Below are 16,888 nucleotides of genomic sequence, written 5' to 3'. Positions count from 1 at the left end.
CGAGCTGGAGGCCGAGACTCCCGAATACGGACGCCCACCGATCGAGCGACGACGCGGCGCCGCGCCCGAGCTCGAGGGCACTGATCGTCGGCTGCGAGGTGCCGGTTCGGGCTGCGAGCTCCGTCTGGCTCAGGCTCGCCGCGATCCGGGCTTCACGGAGGGCGCTGCCGAGCCGAAGTGCGAGCATCGTCGCGCGGCGCCGTCCGGCCACGGACTCGCGGGTCGCGCGCCGACGAGGCTCGAAGGCGGTCGCCGTTGCGCGTGGAACCATCGGCGCATCTTCGGAGGTGGCGATCATCCTCGACTCACTGGCGATCCCTGGCACGTCTGCGCTCGAGGGTCCGGCGTCGTCGCCGCACGGCCATCAGCCCGGCGATTAAACCGACGCGCTCGCATCGGCGGGCTCCGGTCCGGTCGGGCTGCGCGCGTCAGCGTCCGGCCTCGTCCAGCCGCGGCTGGCGTCTTCGGCGCGTCCGGCCTCGTCCAGCCGCGGCTGGCGTCTTCGGCGCGGCCGGCTGGCGTCTTCGGCGCGGCCGGCTGGCGTCTTCCGGCGGCTTCGCGACCTCCCGGTCGTCATGTGGCGTTCGGCGCAGTGGTTTCACCCGGGCGTTTGACCCGCAGTCAGGGCGAACGCGGTGGATAATCGTCCGGCTGATAACGAGGGCGGCGCGCCCGCCCCCTGCGCCGCGCGCCCGCCCGCCCCGAGCCCCGAGCCCCGAGCCCCTGCGCCCGCCCCCTGCGCCGCGCGCCCGCCCGAGCCCGCCCGCCCCTGCCGCCCGGCCGGCTCAGAACATGTCGAGGTAGCGGCCGACCTCCCAGTCCGAGACCTGGGTGCGGTACTCGTCCCACTCGGCACGCTTGGCCGCGACGAAGTGGTTGAGGACGTGGTCGCCGAGCGCTTCGCGGATGACGGCGTCCTTCTCGAGCTCCTCGAGCGCGTCGCCGAGGGAGCCGGGAAGCTCCTTGATCCCCTTCTCGGCGATCCGCGCGGCGTCCATCTCGAAGAGCGACTCCTCGACCGGCTCGGCGAGCTCGAGCCCCCGTTCCACGCCGTCGAGTCCAGCCGCGATCATCGCGGCGAAGGCGAGGTAGGTGTTCGACGACGGATCCGGGCAGCGGACCTCGACCCGCGTCCCTTCGATGGAGCGACCGGGCGACACCATCGGCACGCGGATGAGGGCGGAGCGGTTCGTCCGGCCCCAGGTGAGGTAGGTCGGCGCCTCGTACCCGGGAACGAGCCGCTTGTACGAATTCACGGTCGGGGCGAGGACGGCGATCATGCCCCGAGCGTGGGCGAGGATCCCCGCCATGTACGATCGGGCGAGGTCTGACAGGCCGTACTTCGTGTCCGGGTCCGCGAACGCGTTGCGCGACTCGGCGATCGAGTAGAGGCTCTGGTGGGTGTGCATCCCGGAGCCGTTGATGCCGTGGATCGGCTTGGGCATGAATGTCGCGTACAGGCCGTGCTGCTGGGCGATCGCCTTGAGGGTGTACTTGAAGGTGATCGCGTTGTCGGCCGTGCGGAGGGCGTCCGAGTACTCGAAGTCGATCTCGTGCTGCCCGGCGGCGACCTCGTGGTGGGCCGCCTCCACCTTGATCCCGAACGCCTCGAGGGCGTCCACCATGTCCTGGCGGATCTCCTGGGCGAGGTCCGTCGAGAAGTCGAAGTAGCCGGCCTGGTCGTGGGGGAGGGGCTGGATCGAGCCGTCCTCACCGCGCCGGAAGAGGAAGAACTCGAGCTCGGGACCGGTGTTGACGATGTAGCCGAGCTTCCGTGCCTTCTCGACCTGGCGACGGAGGACGAACCGCGGATCGCCCGCGAACGATTCGCCCTTCGGGGTGTACACGTCGCAGATGACGCGGGCCGTGCCACGCGGGCCGGCGCCCTTCTGCCACGGGATCTCGGCGAACGTGCTCATATCCGGCATGAGGTACTGATCCGACTCCGCGATCCGGGTGAACCCCTCGATCGAGCTCCCGTCGAACCAGGTCCCGTGGCGGACGGAGCCCTCCATCTGGTGGAGCGGGATCGTCACCGCCTTGACGAGGCCGAGGATGTCCGTGAACTGGAGCTGGACGAATCGGATCCCGTTCGCCTTGGCCGCTTCGATGGCCTCGAGCCCGTCGACGCGCTGGGTATCGATCATGGAGCACTCCTCGGTCGAGACGATGGCGGCCGCCGCCGGGTGACCGCCAATTGTGCCGCGAACACAGCCCGATCCCCGGACATGGTCGCATGCTCGGAGGATACCGCGGGGTGATGGCGCCGGAAGGTAGCGAATCGGTTCTAGTCTTGTACCGATTGCACAATTCTGAGGGCCACGCCGAGCGCGAGACGGAGCTCCGGGTCGGCGAGATCCCAGCCGCCGAGCGCCTCCAGCCGACGGATGCGGTAGGCCACAGTGTTCCGATGGACGCCGAGCTCCGCCGCCACCGCGAGCAGCGATCCATGATCGAGCACGGATCGGAGGGTCGCGAGTCGCACTCGCTCCGCCGTGGGACGGCCGCTGAGCAGCGGTGCGAGGAGTGCCCGCGACAGGCGAAGTCCGTCCGGCAGGTTGTGCAGGTTGCCGATGAGCCGGTAGACCGGCGACCGATCCGCTCGAAGAACCGCCGGCGGGCCGGACAGGACCTCGCCCGCCTCGAGCGCGCCGCGGGCCGCGGCCTCCGCGGTCGCTCGATCGTCCGGGTCGATGAACGTCCGTGAGACGGCCACCGGCCGGCCGATGAAGGCGGCGATCCGGCCGGCGATGATGAGGCCGAGCGGATCGTCCTGGGGACAGCTGGCCACGAGGCGGAGGTCGATGCTCCCGACGTCGCCGCGCAGGGCGAGCCGGCGCGCCGGAGCGAGACGCTGGATCTCTCGCCGGAGGCGCTCTCGTTCGGCGGGCCCAGCGTCGTCGCCGGGCACGATCTGGCGGGCGACGAGGACGACCCAGCCCGGTCCGTCCGGCGGGAGCGTCTCGGGCCGCCGGGAATCGTCGCGGGCTCGCCGGACCGCCTCGTCCCGGGCGATCTCGAGGGCGACGAGCCCGGCGATCCGCTCGGCGACGACGCGTTCGAGCTCGCCGACCGGGCGTTCGCCGAGCAGGAGCAGCGCGCCCGACGGCCCGCTCGCGGTCGGCAGCGAGACCCGCAGGGCGACGGAGCGAGCCCGCGCCGTCCCGATCCGGGTCAGGTATCCGGCTGACGCCGCGGCCGCGGCGACGACATCCGCCGGAGCTTCCACGGCGAGTGTGTCGCCGCGCGATCCCTCCAGCGCGACGGCTCGGCCGAGGAACGCGCCGATCGCCCGCACGAGCGCGGGGAGATCGCTCTCGCCGAGGGCGAGCCGCTGCAGCTGCGCCTCGAGGAGCGATGCCTGGCGCTCGAGCTCGGCACGGCGATTGACGAGGTACCCGATGATCGCCCGCTCGAGCGACGCGACGTCCACCCCGGCGATCGCGATCGTCGGGACGTCCACCTCCGCGAGCGACCGCTCGAGGGCCTGCCCGAGGGCGTCGGCGGAACCGACGGCACCCGCCGAACCGACGGCAGCCGCCGACCCGACGCCTGCCACCTGGCCGACGGTGCCCGCCTGCCCGACGGCCCCCGCGGACCCGAGGATGCCCGCCCGATCGGAGGCCACCCCCACGTCTCCGGCGACGAGCACGACCCCCGAGACACCGCTGCGCGCGAGCCCCTCAGCGAGCGCTGCCACCTCCGTCGCCCCGGCGGCGACGATCGCGAGCGCGGACAGCGGGACGAGCGCGAGATCGCCGGCGTCCAGCGCGTCGAACGCGGGCACTCGCGCCTTGAGGACCCGGACCCAGCCGATCGCCCGCTCACCGTCGAGCGATCCGAGCCGTGCGACCGCCGACGGGAAGAGGTCCCGATGGAGCTCGCCGAGGGTGGCCACCCTCGTCAGGCGGACCGGACGCGGACGAGATCGTCGAGCAGCCGGCCGAACTCCCGCTCGAAATCGACATACCGATCCGATCGGCCGACGATCTGGAGATCGCCGTCCGGGGCGATCCGCGTCCAGACCCGGCGACGCGGCAGGTAGAACGTGATGAGCAGCCCGAGGATGAGGAGGATGAAGGCGAACCAGACGATGGGCGCGCCGGGGTCCTTCTTGGCGATGATGACCGTCGCCCCCTCGATCCGCTTGAGCGTGGCCGTGATCCCGGCGTCCGGCGACGTCGCCGTATCGCCGATCGCGAGGGCCATCGGGAACAGGTCGTTCGTTGTCACCGTCCCGTCCGCCGCGGTGCCGGTCGCCCGATACGGGAGGACGAGGAGTGCCGCGATGCCGCCCGAGCCGGTCCGGAGGAGGAGCCGGATCCCCAGGTCGCGACCCGGCACGCCCATCGTCGCGTACGGCGATCCGCCGAGGGTCTGGGTGAGCGAGATGGGACCGTCCCAGAGGAGCGAGCCGTCGCTGCCGTGGATCGTGAGGACGGGGGCCGGCACGTACCCGTTCTCGTGGAACGTGAAGCCCGCGACGGTGAGCGGATCGTTGACCCGGACGACCTTGCGGGCGAGGAGCTGGCCGTCGCGGAAGACGGCGAGATCGGACGTGAAGTCCCTCGCCTGGCCGGTCTCGAGGCCGGGCGCGGCGAACCCGTAGTTCTTGAGCACGAGCAGGTCGGGCGTTCCGATCGGCTGGACGGTGACGGAATCCCCGCCGGCGAGGACGAGGCCCTCCTCGACGCCGAAACGGCTCGTCACGGCCGCCGCGACGAGGAAGAGGATGAGGCCCATGTGCGTGAAGAGCGTGGCGAGCTTCGTGTACTGGTGGCGATCGCCGTAGAGGTAGCGGACGCCGTCGGCCGCGGTCGCCGCCCGGACACGGAAGTGGTGTCGGCGAAGGACGGACTCCACGGCGGTCGGCGTGACGGCGGTCATCCGGGCGCGATCCGGGAGGAATGGATCGAAGAAGCCGTCCGGCTGGATGACCCGGACATCCACGGACTGGCGCCACAGCCGCGGCATCCGGTTCATGGTGCAGATGACGATCGAGACGAGCAGGAGGGCGAGGGCCCCGCTGAACCAGGCCGAGTTGAAGACCTGGAACACCTGGGCACGCTCGAGGATGCCGACGCCCGCGGGGCTGAAGATCGGGTCATAGCGAGCGTGGAGCTTCGCCATCTCGGTGATGTAGTCCGTGCTTCCCGGTCCGGCCTGGAGGGCGAACCCGGGGAGCTGGCGGATGACGAAGCCGACCACCGCCATGAGGACGAGGACGATGATCTGGAGGACGGCGAAGTCGACGGACGTGAACAGCCGCCACAGCGTCCGTCCGAAGCGGGCCGGAGCGTTGAGGCCCGCCGGGCCGGCCGACCTGACGAGATCGACCGCGGTCGTCGCGATGGGGATCTCCCGGGCTAGGGTCGGAGTGCCGCGACCGGCCCGACGGCCGGGTCGCCGGTCCCCGCCGGTCCCTCGCCAGCGACGAAGCCGGCGGTCCGGGCCGCGGCTGCCGCAGCCTCGAGCGCGACCGCGAAATCGTCACACAGGTCCGGGACGTCCTCCAGCCCCACGGAACAGCGAAGCAGGCCGGGCGCGATGCCCGTCTCGGCGAGCTCGACGTCCGAGAGCTGACGGTGGGTCGTGGAGGGTGGGTGGGCCACGATCGTGTGGACGCTCCCGAGCGACGCGGTCCGCTCCGGGATGGTCAGCGCGTCGATGAACGCCCGGCCGGCCACCCGACCGCCGGCGAGCTCGAAGGCGAGCATCCCGCCGGCGGCGCTGAGCTGGCGCCGGCAGACGTCCGCCTGGGGATGACTCGCCAGGGAGGGGTGATACACGCGTTCGACTCCCGGGCGCCCCTCGAGCCAGGCCGCGAGGGTCGTGGCCGAGGCGGTGTGGCGATCCATGCGGACCGCCAGTGTCGCAAGCCCGCGGAGGATGAGGAAGGCCGCGAACGGGGCGAGGGTCGCCCCGGTATCCACCTGCAGCGCGCGGACCTGCCGGATTCGGGCCCGGTCGCCGACGACGACACCCCCGAGCACATCCGAGTGGCCGCTCATGAACTTCGTGGCCGACTCGGCGACGAGGTCTGCGCCGAGGGCGAGCGGCCGGCAGAGGTACGCGGAGGCGAACGTGTTGTCGACGACGAGCGCGGCGCCGTGGCGATGGGCGAGACGGGCGAGCGCCTCGATGTCCGTGACGACGATCGTCGGGTTGGCGATCGTCTCCACGTAGAGGATGCGTGTCGGCGCCGCCCGCAGCGTCGTCTCGACCGCCGCGAGGTCCGTCGCGTCGACGAAGTCGATCGTCACCCCGAATCGCCCGACGACGTTCTGCAGCAACGAGCGGGTGGAGCCATAGACCGCCCGGGTGCAGACGATCCGGTCGCCGGCCGAGACGAGCGAGACGATCGCAGCGTGGATGGCAGCCATCCCGCTCGCGAAGACCTCCGCGTCCTCGGCCTGGTGGATCTCCGCGATCGCCGCCTCGAGGGCAGCGTCCGTGGGGTTCGCGATCCGGGCGTACGCATAACCCGGCCGGCGGCCGGAGGCGACCTCGCCGAGCTCGTCCGCGTCCGCGGCGCTGAACGTGGCGGACTGGTAGATCGGGACGGAGTTGGGCTGCTGCTCGACGTGGGGGGCGCGGGTCGCCGCGCGGATCGCGCGGGTGGAGAAGCCGTGCATCCGTGGATGCTACATCGGGTCGCCGATCGTCCCGCCGACCGGCTCGGCCATGACTCCGACGCCGGTGGCCGCGGTCACCCGATCCGACCCGAGCACCCGGTTCCTGCCCTGGCGTTTCGAGCGGTACATCGCCTGATCGGCCGCGATCATCAACTCATCCACGGTCCGGCCGTCGTCCGGAAAGAGGACGACCCCGATGGAGAGCGACGTCCGTATCTCCAGCCCGGGTCCGGCGACCGAGCGCGCCGCGACGTTCCGTCGGATCTTCTCGGCGACGATGAAGGCCCCGGTGGGATCCGTCTCCGGCAGCACCGCGACGAACTCGTCGCCGCCGTAGCGAGCGGCCGTGTCGATCCGCCGCACGTTCGCCCGGATCGTCTCGCCGACGACACGGAGGGCGCGATCGCCGTGGAAGTGCCCGTACCGGTCGTTCGTCGCCTTGAGTCCGTCGAGGTCCATCATGAGGAGGCAAAACCCCCGGTCGGAGCGGGCGCTCCGCTGGATCTCACGGTCGAGGGCTGCGAAGAAGAACGTCCGGTTGTACAGGCCGGTGAGCGAGTCGATCGCGGACAGGCGGATGGCCGCCTCGCGCGATCGTCGCTGTTCGCGGGCGATGACGACGGCGACGTAGGCAAGGAGGATGATCGCGGCGCAGTCGACGCCGACCGTCGCGATGGCGGCCTGCGAGAGGGGATCGCCCGCGGGGCGGATCCCGACTGCGGCGAGGAAGCCGATCATCGCCGCGGCCGCGAGGGCGACCGTGGATCGTGCCTCGATGACGAGGGCGGCGCCGACGACGATGAGCGGGAAGGCAAAGAAGAAGGGGCTCGTCTCTCGTCCGGTGAGAGACACGAGGAGGGTCACGAGGGTGATCGCGACGGACCCCTCGGTGACGAAGCGAGCCGGGCCGAGGATTCGGGCCGGCATGATGTCGTGGATCGCGACGACGAACACGCCCGCGATCGCGAGGAGGACGAGGACAGCCGGCTCGGTATCCGGCCACAGGCCCGTCACGGCGACGATGACCGACGTCGAAAGGATGAACAGGAAGCTGACGATCCGCACGACCCGGTCGTAGGTCGCGGTCGGGACGCCGTCGACGGCGCCATCCGTGGTGGACGCGATGCCGCCGTCCGGGAGGATGGCCGCGACGCGCTCGACCGGTTCGATCGGGTCGCGTTCGGCCTCGGGCCCGACGAACGGCAACGGCCGTCCCCGGACGTTGGGAGCGACGACGACGACCATGAGGCCGAGGTTGGCGACCACGGCGACGACGAGCAGCGCGAGGAGCGGTCCGACGAGCACGTTCGGTCCTTGAGGGCGCATCCTGCCGGAGAGATCCGGGCTGGGGCCCGAGCATCCAATAGTACGGTGCGGCAGTAGCCGGAGTCACGCCTTGCCGGCGCGCATCGTCACCGGTGTTCGCTCAGGAGGGCCGGTGTTCGCTCAGGAAGGCCGCAGCGCGGCGTCAGCGGGTCCCCCACTGATAGGTCTGCTTCACCATCCGGAGGTAGACGAAGGTTTCCGTGTCGCGGACGCCGTCGACCCGACGGAGGCGCTCTGTGAGGAAAGTGAGGAGGGCGTTGTTGTCCTCGCACACGGTCTCGATGAGGAGGTCGTACGAGCCTGCGGTGATGACGACATAGTCGACCTCCGGGAAGGCGGCCACCGCCTCGGCGACCTCGATGAGCTTGTCCCGCTCGCAGCGGATCCCGATCATCGCCTGCTGGTGGAAGCCGAGCTTGAGCGGATCGGTGACGCCGACGATCTGGAGGATGCCGCGTTCGACGAGCCGGTTCGTCCGGGCCCGGACGGCCGCTTCGCTCACGCCGAGCTCGGCGGCGATCTGGGTGAACGGCCGGCGCCCGTCCTGCTGGAGGTGCTCGATGATCCGCTTGTCGAGCTCGGAGATCTCGTCACCCGAGCGCTGGGCAGGGGCGCGGCTCCGTGCGTGGGCCATCCGTGTGTCCCCCTCGAGGTGACTGGTCATCGGAGGCTAGCAGACCGGCGCGGTGGTGGGCAATGGTCGACCCACCGGGCGCATCGCCAGCGTGCGCGGGACACGCCCGGTCAGGCCTCGCGATCGAGCTGCGCGAGGACGGCCCCGAGGGCCTCGATCGATGCGGTCGTGATGGGGTCCACGACGAGCTGGACGTGCGAGATGCCCTCGCGAGCGTACGCCCGAAGTGTCTCGGCGATGACGTCCGGACCACCCTCGAGGGGTGGCGCGACCGGTTCCGTGTCGCCCTGGTCCCGTCCGGATCCGCCGGGCAGCCTGACGAGAACGGCGACCGTCCGCTCCACCGCGGCGGGTTCGCGACCGGCGGACCGGCACGCGGCATCCACCTGGTCGCGGAGCGCCGGGACACCTTCCGGGCGATTCCCGGTGTCGGCGTACCAGACGTTCCAGCTGTCCACGTGGGGGATCGTGATCTCGAGCATCCGCGCGCCCCTGGAGCCCACCATGAGCGGCGGGCCCCCGGTCCGGGACGGACGGGGGAGGAGTTCGCAATCGCGAGCCGTGTAGAACTCGCCGGCGAAATCCACCCGTCCGTCGCGGAGCAGTGTCCGGACGATCGTGAACGCCTCGGCAAAGCGGGAGATGCGGCGATCGAACGGGAAGCCGAAGGCTCGATACTCGGTCTCGTTCCAGCCGGCGCCGAGGCCGAGGATCAGCCGTCCGCCGCTGATCTCGTCAACCGTGGAGGCCATCTTCGCGAGCATCGCCGGGTTGTGGAAGCTCGTGCACGCGACGAGGGGGCCGAGGGCGATCCGGCTCGTCGCCTCGGCGAGTCCCGCGAGCATCGTCCAGGCCTCCCACGGGCCGCGCGCGCCGAGTGCCTCGCTCCGGTAGAGGAGGTGGTCGCCCATCCAGATCGAGTCGAAGCCGACGTCCTCGGCGAGGCGGGCCATCGCCCGGTACTCCGCCCAGCGGACCTCCCGCTCGACCTCCGGGAGCTGGATGCCGACCTTCAGCGGGCGTCGCGAGACGGCAGCGGTCACGGGTCGAGGATAAACGGTCCGGCGGAGCGTCGCACCGCGCGGCGCGTCAGCCGCCGATGACGAACCGGAGTGAGCGGGAGGTGCCATCGGCGAGGGTGACGACGAACGCGTACTGACCGGGCACCCAGGAGTGGGCGAGCCAGCCCGCGACCGTCGATGGGGGATCGCCCGGCGCCAGGAAGAACGTCCCGGAGCGCCGTTGCCACCGGAAAGTGGCCGTGTGGCCGCCGCCCCCGACCCTCGACGGGGCGAGGCGGACGAGGAGCGGCAGCGGCTCGCGGAGGGGGATGGGACCGCCGTCCACGATGGAAGCTGCCGGAACCTGCGTCCTGGCAGGCCAGAGCCAGCGAAGGCTCACTCCCCGGGGCGCGATGTCCGACGGCCAGGTGACCGCGACGGCGATCGTCGTCGAGCCTGGATGATCGAGCGTCGGGCCGGCCGAACCGCGACGGAGGATCGCCGTCGTCACGGGTTGACCCACCGATCGCGGCGCGATGGCCTCCCAGTCGACGACCGGCGTCACGGTGGATATGCCGCCCCAGACCGCGCTCTCGATCGCCAGCGTCGGCGTGTAGGCCACCGCGACACCCCATGCAGCGTGCGGATCCGACGGGCTCATCGCGCGCAGGTCCAGTCCGTCGAGCGGTGGGATCGGCCCGGCGGGCTGCAGGGCGATCACGACCCGCGGTCCGGGACCGGCCGACGTCACCGGCACAGAGGATGCCGGGGGCGGCACCTGGACCGCGGCTGCGACCCTTGCCTGGGGCAGGACGCCCGGCGGGGCCGCGGATCCCGTCCACGGCTTCCAGATCGCGGTGGCGACGAGTGCGGCGAGGGTGACCGCCACGACGAGGCCGGGCTCGACCCGCCGGTGTGGCCGGATGGGGACGACGGGTGGGAACGGTGCGGGGTTCGGCATCGACGGGCTCGGTTCGGGTGCGTTGCCGAACCGTGCGCCGTTCCGCGATGGGCGTCAACCGCGCCGCAGAACCACCGATGGAGCCGGTACTCGCCGCTCGCGCTGCTTGGAGAGGCGGCTCTCCCGCCCGGCGCCCCGATCGTCTTCGACACGTCGGTCCTCCTCGCCTATCTGAACGGGAACGACGTCGCCGGCCCGGCTGCGACGGTCCTCCTCGACGACTTCTTCCGGAGCGGACGGAACATGGCCACGATCAGCGTGGTGACGGTGACCGAGACGCTCACCCGCCCCTTCGTCGCCATCGCGGGCGTCCTGGGGATCCCGATCGTGGTCACCAACGACGCGAAGTGGCAGGGCGCGATCGCCACGGCCGCGCTGTCGCTCGGCCTGTGCCACCTGGACGCGCACCTCCCGCTCTGAGTGGTCGGGCGGTGCCTCGTCTCGAAACAGGATTAGATGGTGGTCGGGGCGGCGGGATTCGAACCCACGATCTCGTGCTCCCAAAGCACGCGCGTTGCCAGGCTACGCTACGCCCCGGTCGGTTGGGTCCCCGTCACGATACTCGACATCCCACGGATCGTGACCCGAAGGGGTGAGCCAGGGCAGCCGATATGGTGACCCGCGGGCGAAGCCGACCTTGCCGAGGAGAGGGTCGCGGATCATGTCGACTCGGGCCCGTCCAGCGGACGATAGACCGGCCGCAGGTCGCTGGCTGACAGCGACGGCGCCCGTGGAGGAGAGGATGGCTGAGTCCAGCGGTCCGTCTCACTCGATGGCTTCGTCGAGACGCCGAGTCGGTCACTCGACTGGGTGCGGGTCGACGAGGAGCTGCACTCATTCTTCGAAGAGGTCGCCTTCGGGACGGCCCGGCAGATTTCGCTGCGGGGGCTTGACCTTCGAGCGACTTGAAGGTCTACGCTTTCGCCCATGGAGCTGACACTCCGCCTGCGGCCCTTTGTCGAGATCGCGGTCCGGGTGGCTGACCCCTCGCCGCGCTCCATCGTCGCCGGTTGAGAGCGCACGTCGCCGAGTTCATCGGTACCTTCGCCCTCGTCTTCGCCGGCTGCGGCGCGATCGCCGTCGGCAAGCTTTCCGACACGGGCGTCGCGCTCGCCTTTGGGCTGGCGATCGCGGTGATGGTCTACGCGCTCGGGCATGTCTCCGGTGCCCACTTCAACCCAGCCGTGTCGATCGGTTTCGCGGTCGGCCGGCGCTTCCCGTGGCGGCGCGTCGCCTCGTACGCCGTCGCCCAGATCGCGGGCGCGGCCAGCGCCGCTGCCGTGCTCCGGCTCACCCTCGGCCCGGCGGCGGCCCTCGGCGTCACCGCGCCTGCCGGTTCGGACCTTCAGGCGCTCGTCTGGGAGGCGGTCCTCACGTTCTTCCTCATGCTCGTGATCACAGCCGTCGCGACCGACACGCGCGCCGTCGGGGAGGCCGCAGCCCTCGCGATCGGCGGCGCGGTCGCGCTCGGCGCGCTCGTCGGTGGACCTGTGAGCGGCGCGTCGATGAACCCGGCCCGATCGCTCGGTCCTGCGCTCGTCGGCGGCGATCTCGCGGGCGTCTGGATCTATCTCCTCGGACCAATCGCCGGTGCGGCCGCCGCATCCATGGTCTATGGCTACCTGCGTTCCGATGGCGCCGGGTCCGACCAGGTGAGGGCGCGGCCGCTCTGAGCGGTCACGACATCCAGCTTCAGCACCGGACGCGGTGGTCGCCGGCAACCGCCAGGAGGCGATCAGCCGCCGTTGGAACCGGTCCCGTCACCCCCGTCTGTGGCGTTCGGTCCGTCGCTCGCGTTCGGTCCGTCCGTGGCAGTGGGTCCGTCGCTCGCGTTCGGTCCGTCGCTCGCCTCTGGTCCGTCCGTCGCATCCTGAGCGGCGTCCTGGGACGTCGGTCCGACCGGGGACGCGGACGGAGAGGAGGACGCGGTCGAGTCTGTCGGCGTGGTCCCCGGCGTATTGGACACCGCGAAGGCTGCACCCACGACGAGAATCAGAGTCGCGCCGGCGACGGCAAGGCTTCGAGTGAACCGATGGAGGTAGTTCATTTTCGTGATCCCTTCTGCCCCGTGGGGCTGCCTGTCGGGTGATCCCCGCGTCAGTGGATGAGCCGGATGACCTTGGGGGTGCTCTGACCGGCGTTCGCGTTGTTGATCGTGTAGTCGATCTTCGCGCCCGTCGCCACGATCGAGCCTGAGATGAAGTGGATCCAGAGGCCGCTCGTCCCGTTGCCGCCGGTGACCCTGTCGAGGAAGACGAGGGCGAAGCCCGACGGGATGACGGTCGAGTTGCCGATGTCGCCGTTGATCACGAGGAGGGTCACCACGCGCCGGCTGTCGGGTGCGTGGTTGCTCCACGTCTCGGTCGGGGCGCTGTCGATCCGATCCTGGAGGGCCCGCAGGACATCGTGGTCGAAGCCGTTGATGCTGCCGGCGGTGCATGGCACCGGCGTCGGGGGCACCGGCGTCGGGGGAACGCAGCCTTTGCCAGCCACGATCGGGATGGTGAGACCGTTGGCGAACGAGTCGGCCAGCGTCTGGCCATATTTGGTCGGGTCGATGTTGCCGAAGTTCACCGGACCAGGCCCGCCGCCGCCGGCAGGACTGAGCACGGCCGGATGCTCCCTGCCGTCATTCACATTCGCCGGCACGGAGTCGAGGTTGAGGACGACCGGCAGGGCGCCGGTGAGCGCGTTGACGAAGCCGTAGCTGGTGATCGCGTCCGCCGCGGCACCGATCGAGGTGATTCCGAGCACGCCAGCGAAATACGTGTCGTACGGCTGGCCGACGGCGACGGACACACCCATCGTCCGGGCGCTATCGCAGACGGGCGTCGGGTTCCCGTAGACATCGACGAGACCGACGGTGACCGAGCTGGCCTTCACGACTCCGTTGGCGAGGGCCGCGTCGACCGCCGCACTGCGAGCCGCCGATTCCCAGGCGCAGACGTTGCTGTAGTGGGCGGCGAGGACCGCGGTCCCATCGTGCGATCCGGCATCGGCGGCGTTCTGCATCTGGCGTCGATGGACATAGGCGAAGCCGCCGTCGATCACGAGGCCGATGAACCCGATCAGGACGACGAGGGCGATGGTGAGCAGCACCAGCACCTGGCCGCGATCGCGCCTGGCGCGTCGACGGGTAGCCGTCGTCGTGATGCTCATGGCCGGCCTCATTCGATCGTCATCCGGGTGTGGCCACTGAGCGTCAGGCTCGTCCCGACGACGTTGCTGATGAGCGGTGTCAGCGGCGTGAAGTCGTAGGTGATCTTCACGTCGATCCGGCCACCCGAGACGGCGCAGCTCACGTAGGCCGGAGACAGCGAGACCGGCGATGTCGCGGTGGAGGTCACGCCGCCCGGCGTCGTGCACGTGACCGTCGCGTTCACCGCGCTCACGGTAGCGGCTGGCTCCGTGCTCGCGCGGTAGACGATGTTGTCCGGATTGGCGCGGTCGGCCGCGGTGACCCAGGTCGGATGGACGATCCCGAACCGAGCGCCTTCCCGAGCCCCGTTCTGGAGCGCGGTCTGGATGTAGAGGGCCCGCCCGAAGTCGATGATGATGACCATCATGAAGAACAGCAGCGGAACGACGAGGGCGAATTCGACGAGCGCCTGCCCCGAGCGACCCACTCGACGGCGTGGCGAGATGCGCGGCGTGCTCCTCATTGCGCCCGTTGAAACGCAGTCGAGCGTCATCCGTTACGGCGGTCCGACGGGATGCCGCTCCCGTTTTCTTGCCCGGGCGTCGGATCGGAATGCGATCGCGTAACAGGCGGCGGCCGGACTCGTTCCCATGAGCGATGGACACGGAACTCTCGAGCCCGTCGCGATGGCACATCTGGGCGGTGCCAATGGGTGCGGAACCGGCCGGAGGGACGCGCGACCCCTCCGGGCGCGGGGGCTCTGACGAAGCGAGCGATCCCGTCGTCTTCAGGCGACGGCTCCAGTCGAGCGTTGACCGATCCTTCTCGCCACCGCCCGACCTCGTCGCCCGGACACGGGAGCGTCTCTTTCCGGCCTTCCGCGCCGCGGTTGTCGGCTCGGTGGAGCGGCGACGCGGCCCGGATCGGCGAACGGGCCCGGATCGGCGAACGGGCCCGGATCGGCGAAGGAGCACCGTGGACGAGGGCGCGACCCACCAGGGGCGTGCCGACCGGCGAGTCGGCGTGCCTGACCGGCGCCTCGGCGCAGCGGACCGGCCGCGCGTGAGGCGCGAGCGACGACACGGCGAACGGCGCGCTGGGGCCTGGCCATCACGATCCGACCGGACCGCGAGCGATCGCCATGGATGAACGCCGAGGACCTACGGGCAATGGCGCCGTCAGGCCGGGGATGATCCGGGTCGCCGCTGGGGCGTGCGGCGCAGCGCGTTCCGACGGAGGCTTCCGCGGCCGGTCCAGATCGTCTTCCATCGGGATCTCACCGGGCAACTCTTCACTCGCTGAGGGAGCTCGAGGATGACGATCGATCGATTCTTCCGACGGGCCCTGGGGGCATACCCGAGCGGCGTCTCTGGAACGGTCGACGCCGTGGGCGAGGCCGGGACGGCGCCGGAGTTCGACGACGTAGCCACGAGGCTCCACATCGAACTTCGCCTCGCTCTGTTCCGTCTCGAGGGCGCGGACCCGGACGAACCTGAGTGGGGCGCTGCCACGGCTGAGATCGCCTCGTTGCGGGCCGCCCTCTCGTCGCTGGCGGGTACGACACCGGGCGCGGCGAGCTCGACGCGTTGAACGACCTTGCACCGGTGACCGGAGTCACCACCGCAAGGTTCGCTGCAAGGTTCGCTGCAAGGTTGGCTGGATAGCGTCGTCCCCCAGCATCGCTCGAGATCCGGCGATGGAGACGCGAGGACCCCGTGATCACTGCGTCGGCCGGGCCGCAGGCCAGGGTCCGTAACGGCGGGCGCCGCGACTCGTTCCCATGAATGATGAACGAGTCGATGAACTCATCACCCTCGCTCGGGCGGGCGACGCTGACGCATTCGGTGCGCTGTACGAGCACTACGCCGTGCGGGTCTATCGATTCCTGCTCGCCCATGTCGCGGAGCCGGCCGACGCGGAAGATCTGCTCCATCGGGTGTTCGTCAAGGTGATCGAGGCATTGCCCCGCTACGAGAGCCGCGGTCTTCCGTTCGGGGCCTGGCTGTTCCGGATCGCCCGGAACGCGCTCATCGACTTCGGCCGTCGGGATCGCCCTTCCGCGCCGATCGAGGCGCTGAGCCTCCGGCCGGACGAGGCCCAGGACCCGACCGCGTTCATCGAGTCGGCCGAGGAGCGGGCGGCGCTCCTCGCCGCGCTCGACGGATTGACCGGCGAGCAGCGCGACGTCCTCCTCTATCGGTTCTTCGCCGGGCTCTCGCCGGCCGAGATCGGCGCACTCATGGGGAAGCGCGAAGGCAGCGTCCGCGCCCTCCAGTTCCGCGCCCTCAGCCGCCTCCGAGACAGCGAGGGCGTGCGAGCCCTCCGCGCCGATCGGCTCGTCGAGGGATCGGCATGATGCGGTTCTCCTTCGGGCGGACAACCGATCCGGACACTGCGCCCACCCCGATCGAGCTGCGCTTCGAGCGCGACGTCGAGCGATCATTCTCGCCCCCGCCGGAGGTCGTCGCGCGCACCCGGGAGAGCCTGGTCTCGGAGTTTCGGGCGGCGACACTTCAGCCTCGACCCGTCGCCGCGTGGCGATCCAGGGCGCCGGCGAGGCGTTTCACGGCGAGCCTCCTCGCCGTTGGACTCCTCGCCGGAAGTGTGGGTCTGGTCTCGGCACAGAGTGGCCCCGGCCAGCCGTTCTACGGTCTTCGGCTGGCGATCGAGACCGTGTCGCTCCCGCCGCGCGGAACCCAGGCGCGGATCGACGCCGAGGCCGCTCGCCTGACAGCGCGCTTCACCGAGGCCGAGTCTGCGGCGTGGGCCGGTGATCCAGGCGGCCTCGTGGCCGCGCTGGATGCCTACACCGCGGGACTCCGCGACCTGAGATCCGAGATCGGCTCCGTTTCCGGCGCCGATCCTCAGCTGGGAGCCGCGCTCACGGGGCAGACCGCCTGGCTGCTCACCCTCGCCGAGGATCCCACCGATGGCGTGGGGGTCGCGGCGCGCGCGGCCCTCGAGGAGAACACCGTTGTTCGCGGCGCGGTCGGCCCGAACCCGGGCGCCAGCCAGCCCGACGTCGGCGGCACGAACGCGTCGGGTCAGAACGGCGGCTCCGCCACGAGCTTCGCGCCCCCGACCCCGACCCCGCCTGGCCAGAATGGTGGCTCCACCTCGAGCCCGACCCCGGCGGGCCAGAACGGCGGCTCCACCTCGACCTCGGCGCCCGCGACCTCGGCTCCGACGCCC

16 protein-coding genes and 1 tRNA gene are annotated in these 16,888 nt (G+C 70.9%); 5 read left to right on the top strand and 12 right to left on the bottom strand.

The features are described 5' to 3' along the window. The 9 genes from IVW53_14420 to IVW53_14380 form a co-directional block, all read right to left on the bottom strand. The coding region (locus tag IVW53_14420; protein MBF6606760.1) for a helix-turn-helix transcriptional regulator at positions 1-187 on the bottom strand (187 nt) is incomplete at its 3' end. Between the two features lie 598 nt (positions 188-785). Continuing rightward, positions 786-2,147, bottom strand: coding sequence for a type I glutamate--ammonia ligase (gene glnA / locus IVW53_14415; GenBank protein MBF6606759.1), 1,362 nt, complete (start codon positions 2,145-2,147; stop codon positions 786-788). Between the two features lie 140 nt (positions 2,148-2,287). Beyond that, the gene (locus tag IVW53_14410) at positions 2,288-3,898 is read right to left on the bottom strand and encodes a helix-turn-helix domain-containing protein (GenBank protein MBF6606758.1); all 1,611 of its coding nucleotides are present in this window, start codon (positions 3,896-3,898) and stop codon (positions 2,288-2,290) included. Positions 3,899-3,903: 5 nt separating this feature from the next. Then, positions 3,904-5,214 carry a cytochrome c biogenesis protein ResB gene (locus tag IVW53_14405; GenBank protein MBF6606757.1) on the bottom strand — a complete coding sequence of 437 codons (1,311 nt, stop codon included), beginning with the start codon at positions 5,212-5,214 and terminating at the stop codon, positions 3,904-3,906. A 152-nt stretch (positions 5,215-5,366) separates the two neighbouring features. Next, positions 5,367-6,635, bottom strand: coding sequence for a PLP-dependent transferase (locus IVW53_14400; GenBank protein ID MBF6606756.1), 1,269 nt, complete (start codon positions 6,633-6,635; stop codon positions 5,367-5,369). A gap of 9 nt (positions 6,636-6,644) precedes the next feature. Beyond that, entirely contained in the window at positions 6,645-7,961 is a 1,317-nt protein-coding gene (locus IVW53_14395) for a GGDEF domain-containing protein (GenBank protein ID MBF6606755.1), read from the bottom strand. Between the two features lie 142 nt (positions 7,962-8,103). Beyond that, entirely contained in the window at positions 8,104-8,595 is a 492-nt protein-coding gene (locus tag IVW53_14390) for an Lrp/AsnC family transcriptional regulator (GenBank protein ID MBF6606754.1), read from the bottom strand. A 110-nt stretch (positions 8,596-8,705) separates the two neighbouring features. Next, the gene (locus IVW53_14385; GenBank protein MBF6606753.1) at positions 8,706-9,638 is read right to left on the bottom strand and encodes an LLM class flavin-dependent oxidoreductase; all 933 of its coding nucleotides are present in this window, start codon (positions 9,636-9,638) and stop codon (positions 8,706-8,708) included. 46 nt (positions 9,639-9,684) lie between these two features. Continuing rightward, positions 9,685-10,557 (bottom strand): hypothetical protein, encoded by an 873-nt coding sequence (locus IVW53_14380; protein MBF6606752.1) that lies wholly within the window; start codon positions 10,555-10,557, stop codon positions 9,685-9,687. Between the two features lie 243 nt (positions 10,558-10,800). On the opposite strand from IVW53_14380, the gene IVW53_14375 reads away from it, so the two are divergent. Beyond that, positions 10,801-10,977 carry a hypothetical protein gene (locus IVW53_14375; GenBank protein ID MBF6606751.1) on the top strand — a complete coding sequence of 59 codons (177 nt, stop codon included), beginning with the start codon at positions 10,801-10,803 and terminating at the stop codon, positions 10,975-10,977. 40 nt (positions 10,978-11,017) lie between these two features. Here the strand turns inward: IVW53_14375 and IVW53_14370 are convergent. Then, a tRNA-Pro gene (locus tag IVW53_14370) sits at positions 11,018-11,094 on the bottom strand. Between the two features lie 473 nt (positions 11,095-11,567). Between IVW53_14370 and IVW53_14365 the strand changes: the two genes are divergently transcribed. Continuing rightward, on the top strand, positions 11,568-12,230 hold the full coding sequence (locus IVW53_14365) for an MIP family channel protein (protein ID MBF6606750.1): 663 nt from the start codon (positions 11,568-11,570) through the stop codon (positions 12,228-12,230). 424 nt (positions 12,231-12,654) lie between these two features. Here IVW53_14365 and IVW53_14360 read toward each other — a convergent pair whose 3' ends face one another. Both IVW53_14360 and IVW53_14355 read right to left on the bottom strand, forming a co-directional pair. Next, on the bottom strand, positions 12,655-13,716 hold the full coding sequence (locus IVW53_14360) for a Tad domain-containing protein (protein MBF6606749.1): 1,062 nt from the start codon (positions 13,714-13,716) through the stop codon (positions 12,655-12,657). A gap of 8 nt (positions 13,717-13,724) precedes the next feature. Beyond that, on the bottom strand, positions 13,725-14,219 hold the full coding sequence (locus IVW53_14355) for a pilus assembly protein (GenBank protein ID MBF6606748.1): 495 nt from the start codon (positions 14,217-14,219) through the stop codon (positions 13,725-13,727). Positions 14,220-15,010: 791 nt separating this feature from the next. Between IVW53_14355 and IVW53_14350 the strand changes: the two genes are divergently transcribed. From IVW53_14350 to IVW53_14340, 3 genes are all read left to right on the top strand, one after another. Continuing rightward, the gene (locus IVW53_14350) at positions 15,011-15,286 is read left to right on the top strand and encodes a hypothetical protein (GenBank protein MBF6606747.1); all 276 of its coding nucleotides are present in this window, start codon (positions 15,011-15,013) and stop codon (positions 15,284-15,286) included. Positions 15,287-15,476: 190 nt separating this feature from the next. Continuing rightward, positions 15,477-16,052 carry a sigma-70 family RNA polymerase sigma factor gene (locus IVW53_14345; protein MBF6606746.1) on the top strand — a complete coding sequence of 192 codons (576 nt, stop codon included), beginning with the start codon at positions 15,477-15,479 and terminating at the stop codon, positions 16,050-16,052. Then, positions 16,052-16,888, top strand: an 837-nt coding sequence (locus IVW53_14340; protein MBF6606745.1) for a hypothetical protein, incomplete at its 3' end; no start/stop codon positions are given. The genes IVW53_14345 and IVW53_14340, both read left to right, overlap by 1 nt.

This window comes from Chloroflexota bacterium (assembly GCA_015478725.1).
In the GTDB taxonomy this organism is placed as follows: domain Bacteria; phylum Chloroflexota; class Limnocylindria; order Limnocylindrales; family CSP1-4; genus C-114.
The sequence above is the reverse complement of the archived record's forward strand: the minus strand, read 5'-3'. Positions and strand labels throughout refer to the sequence as shown.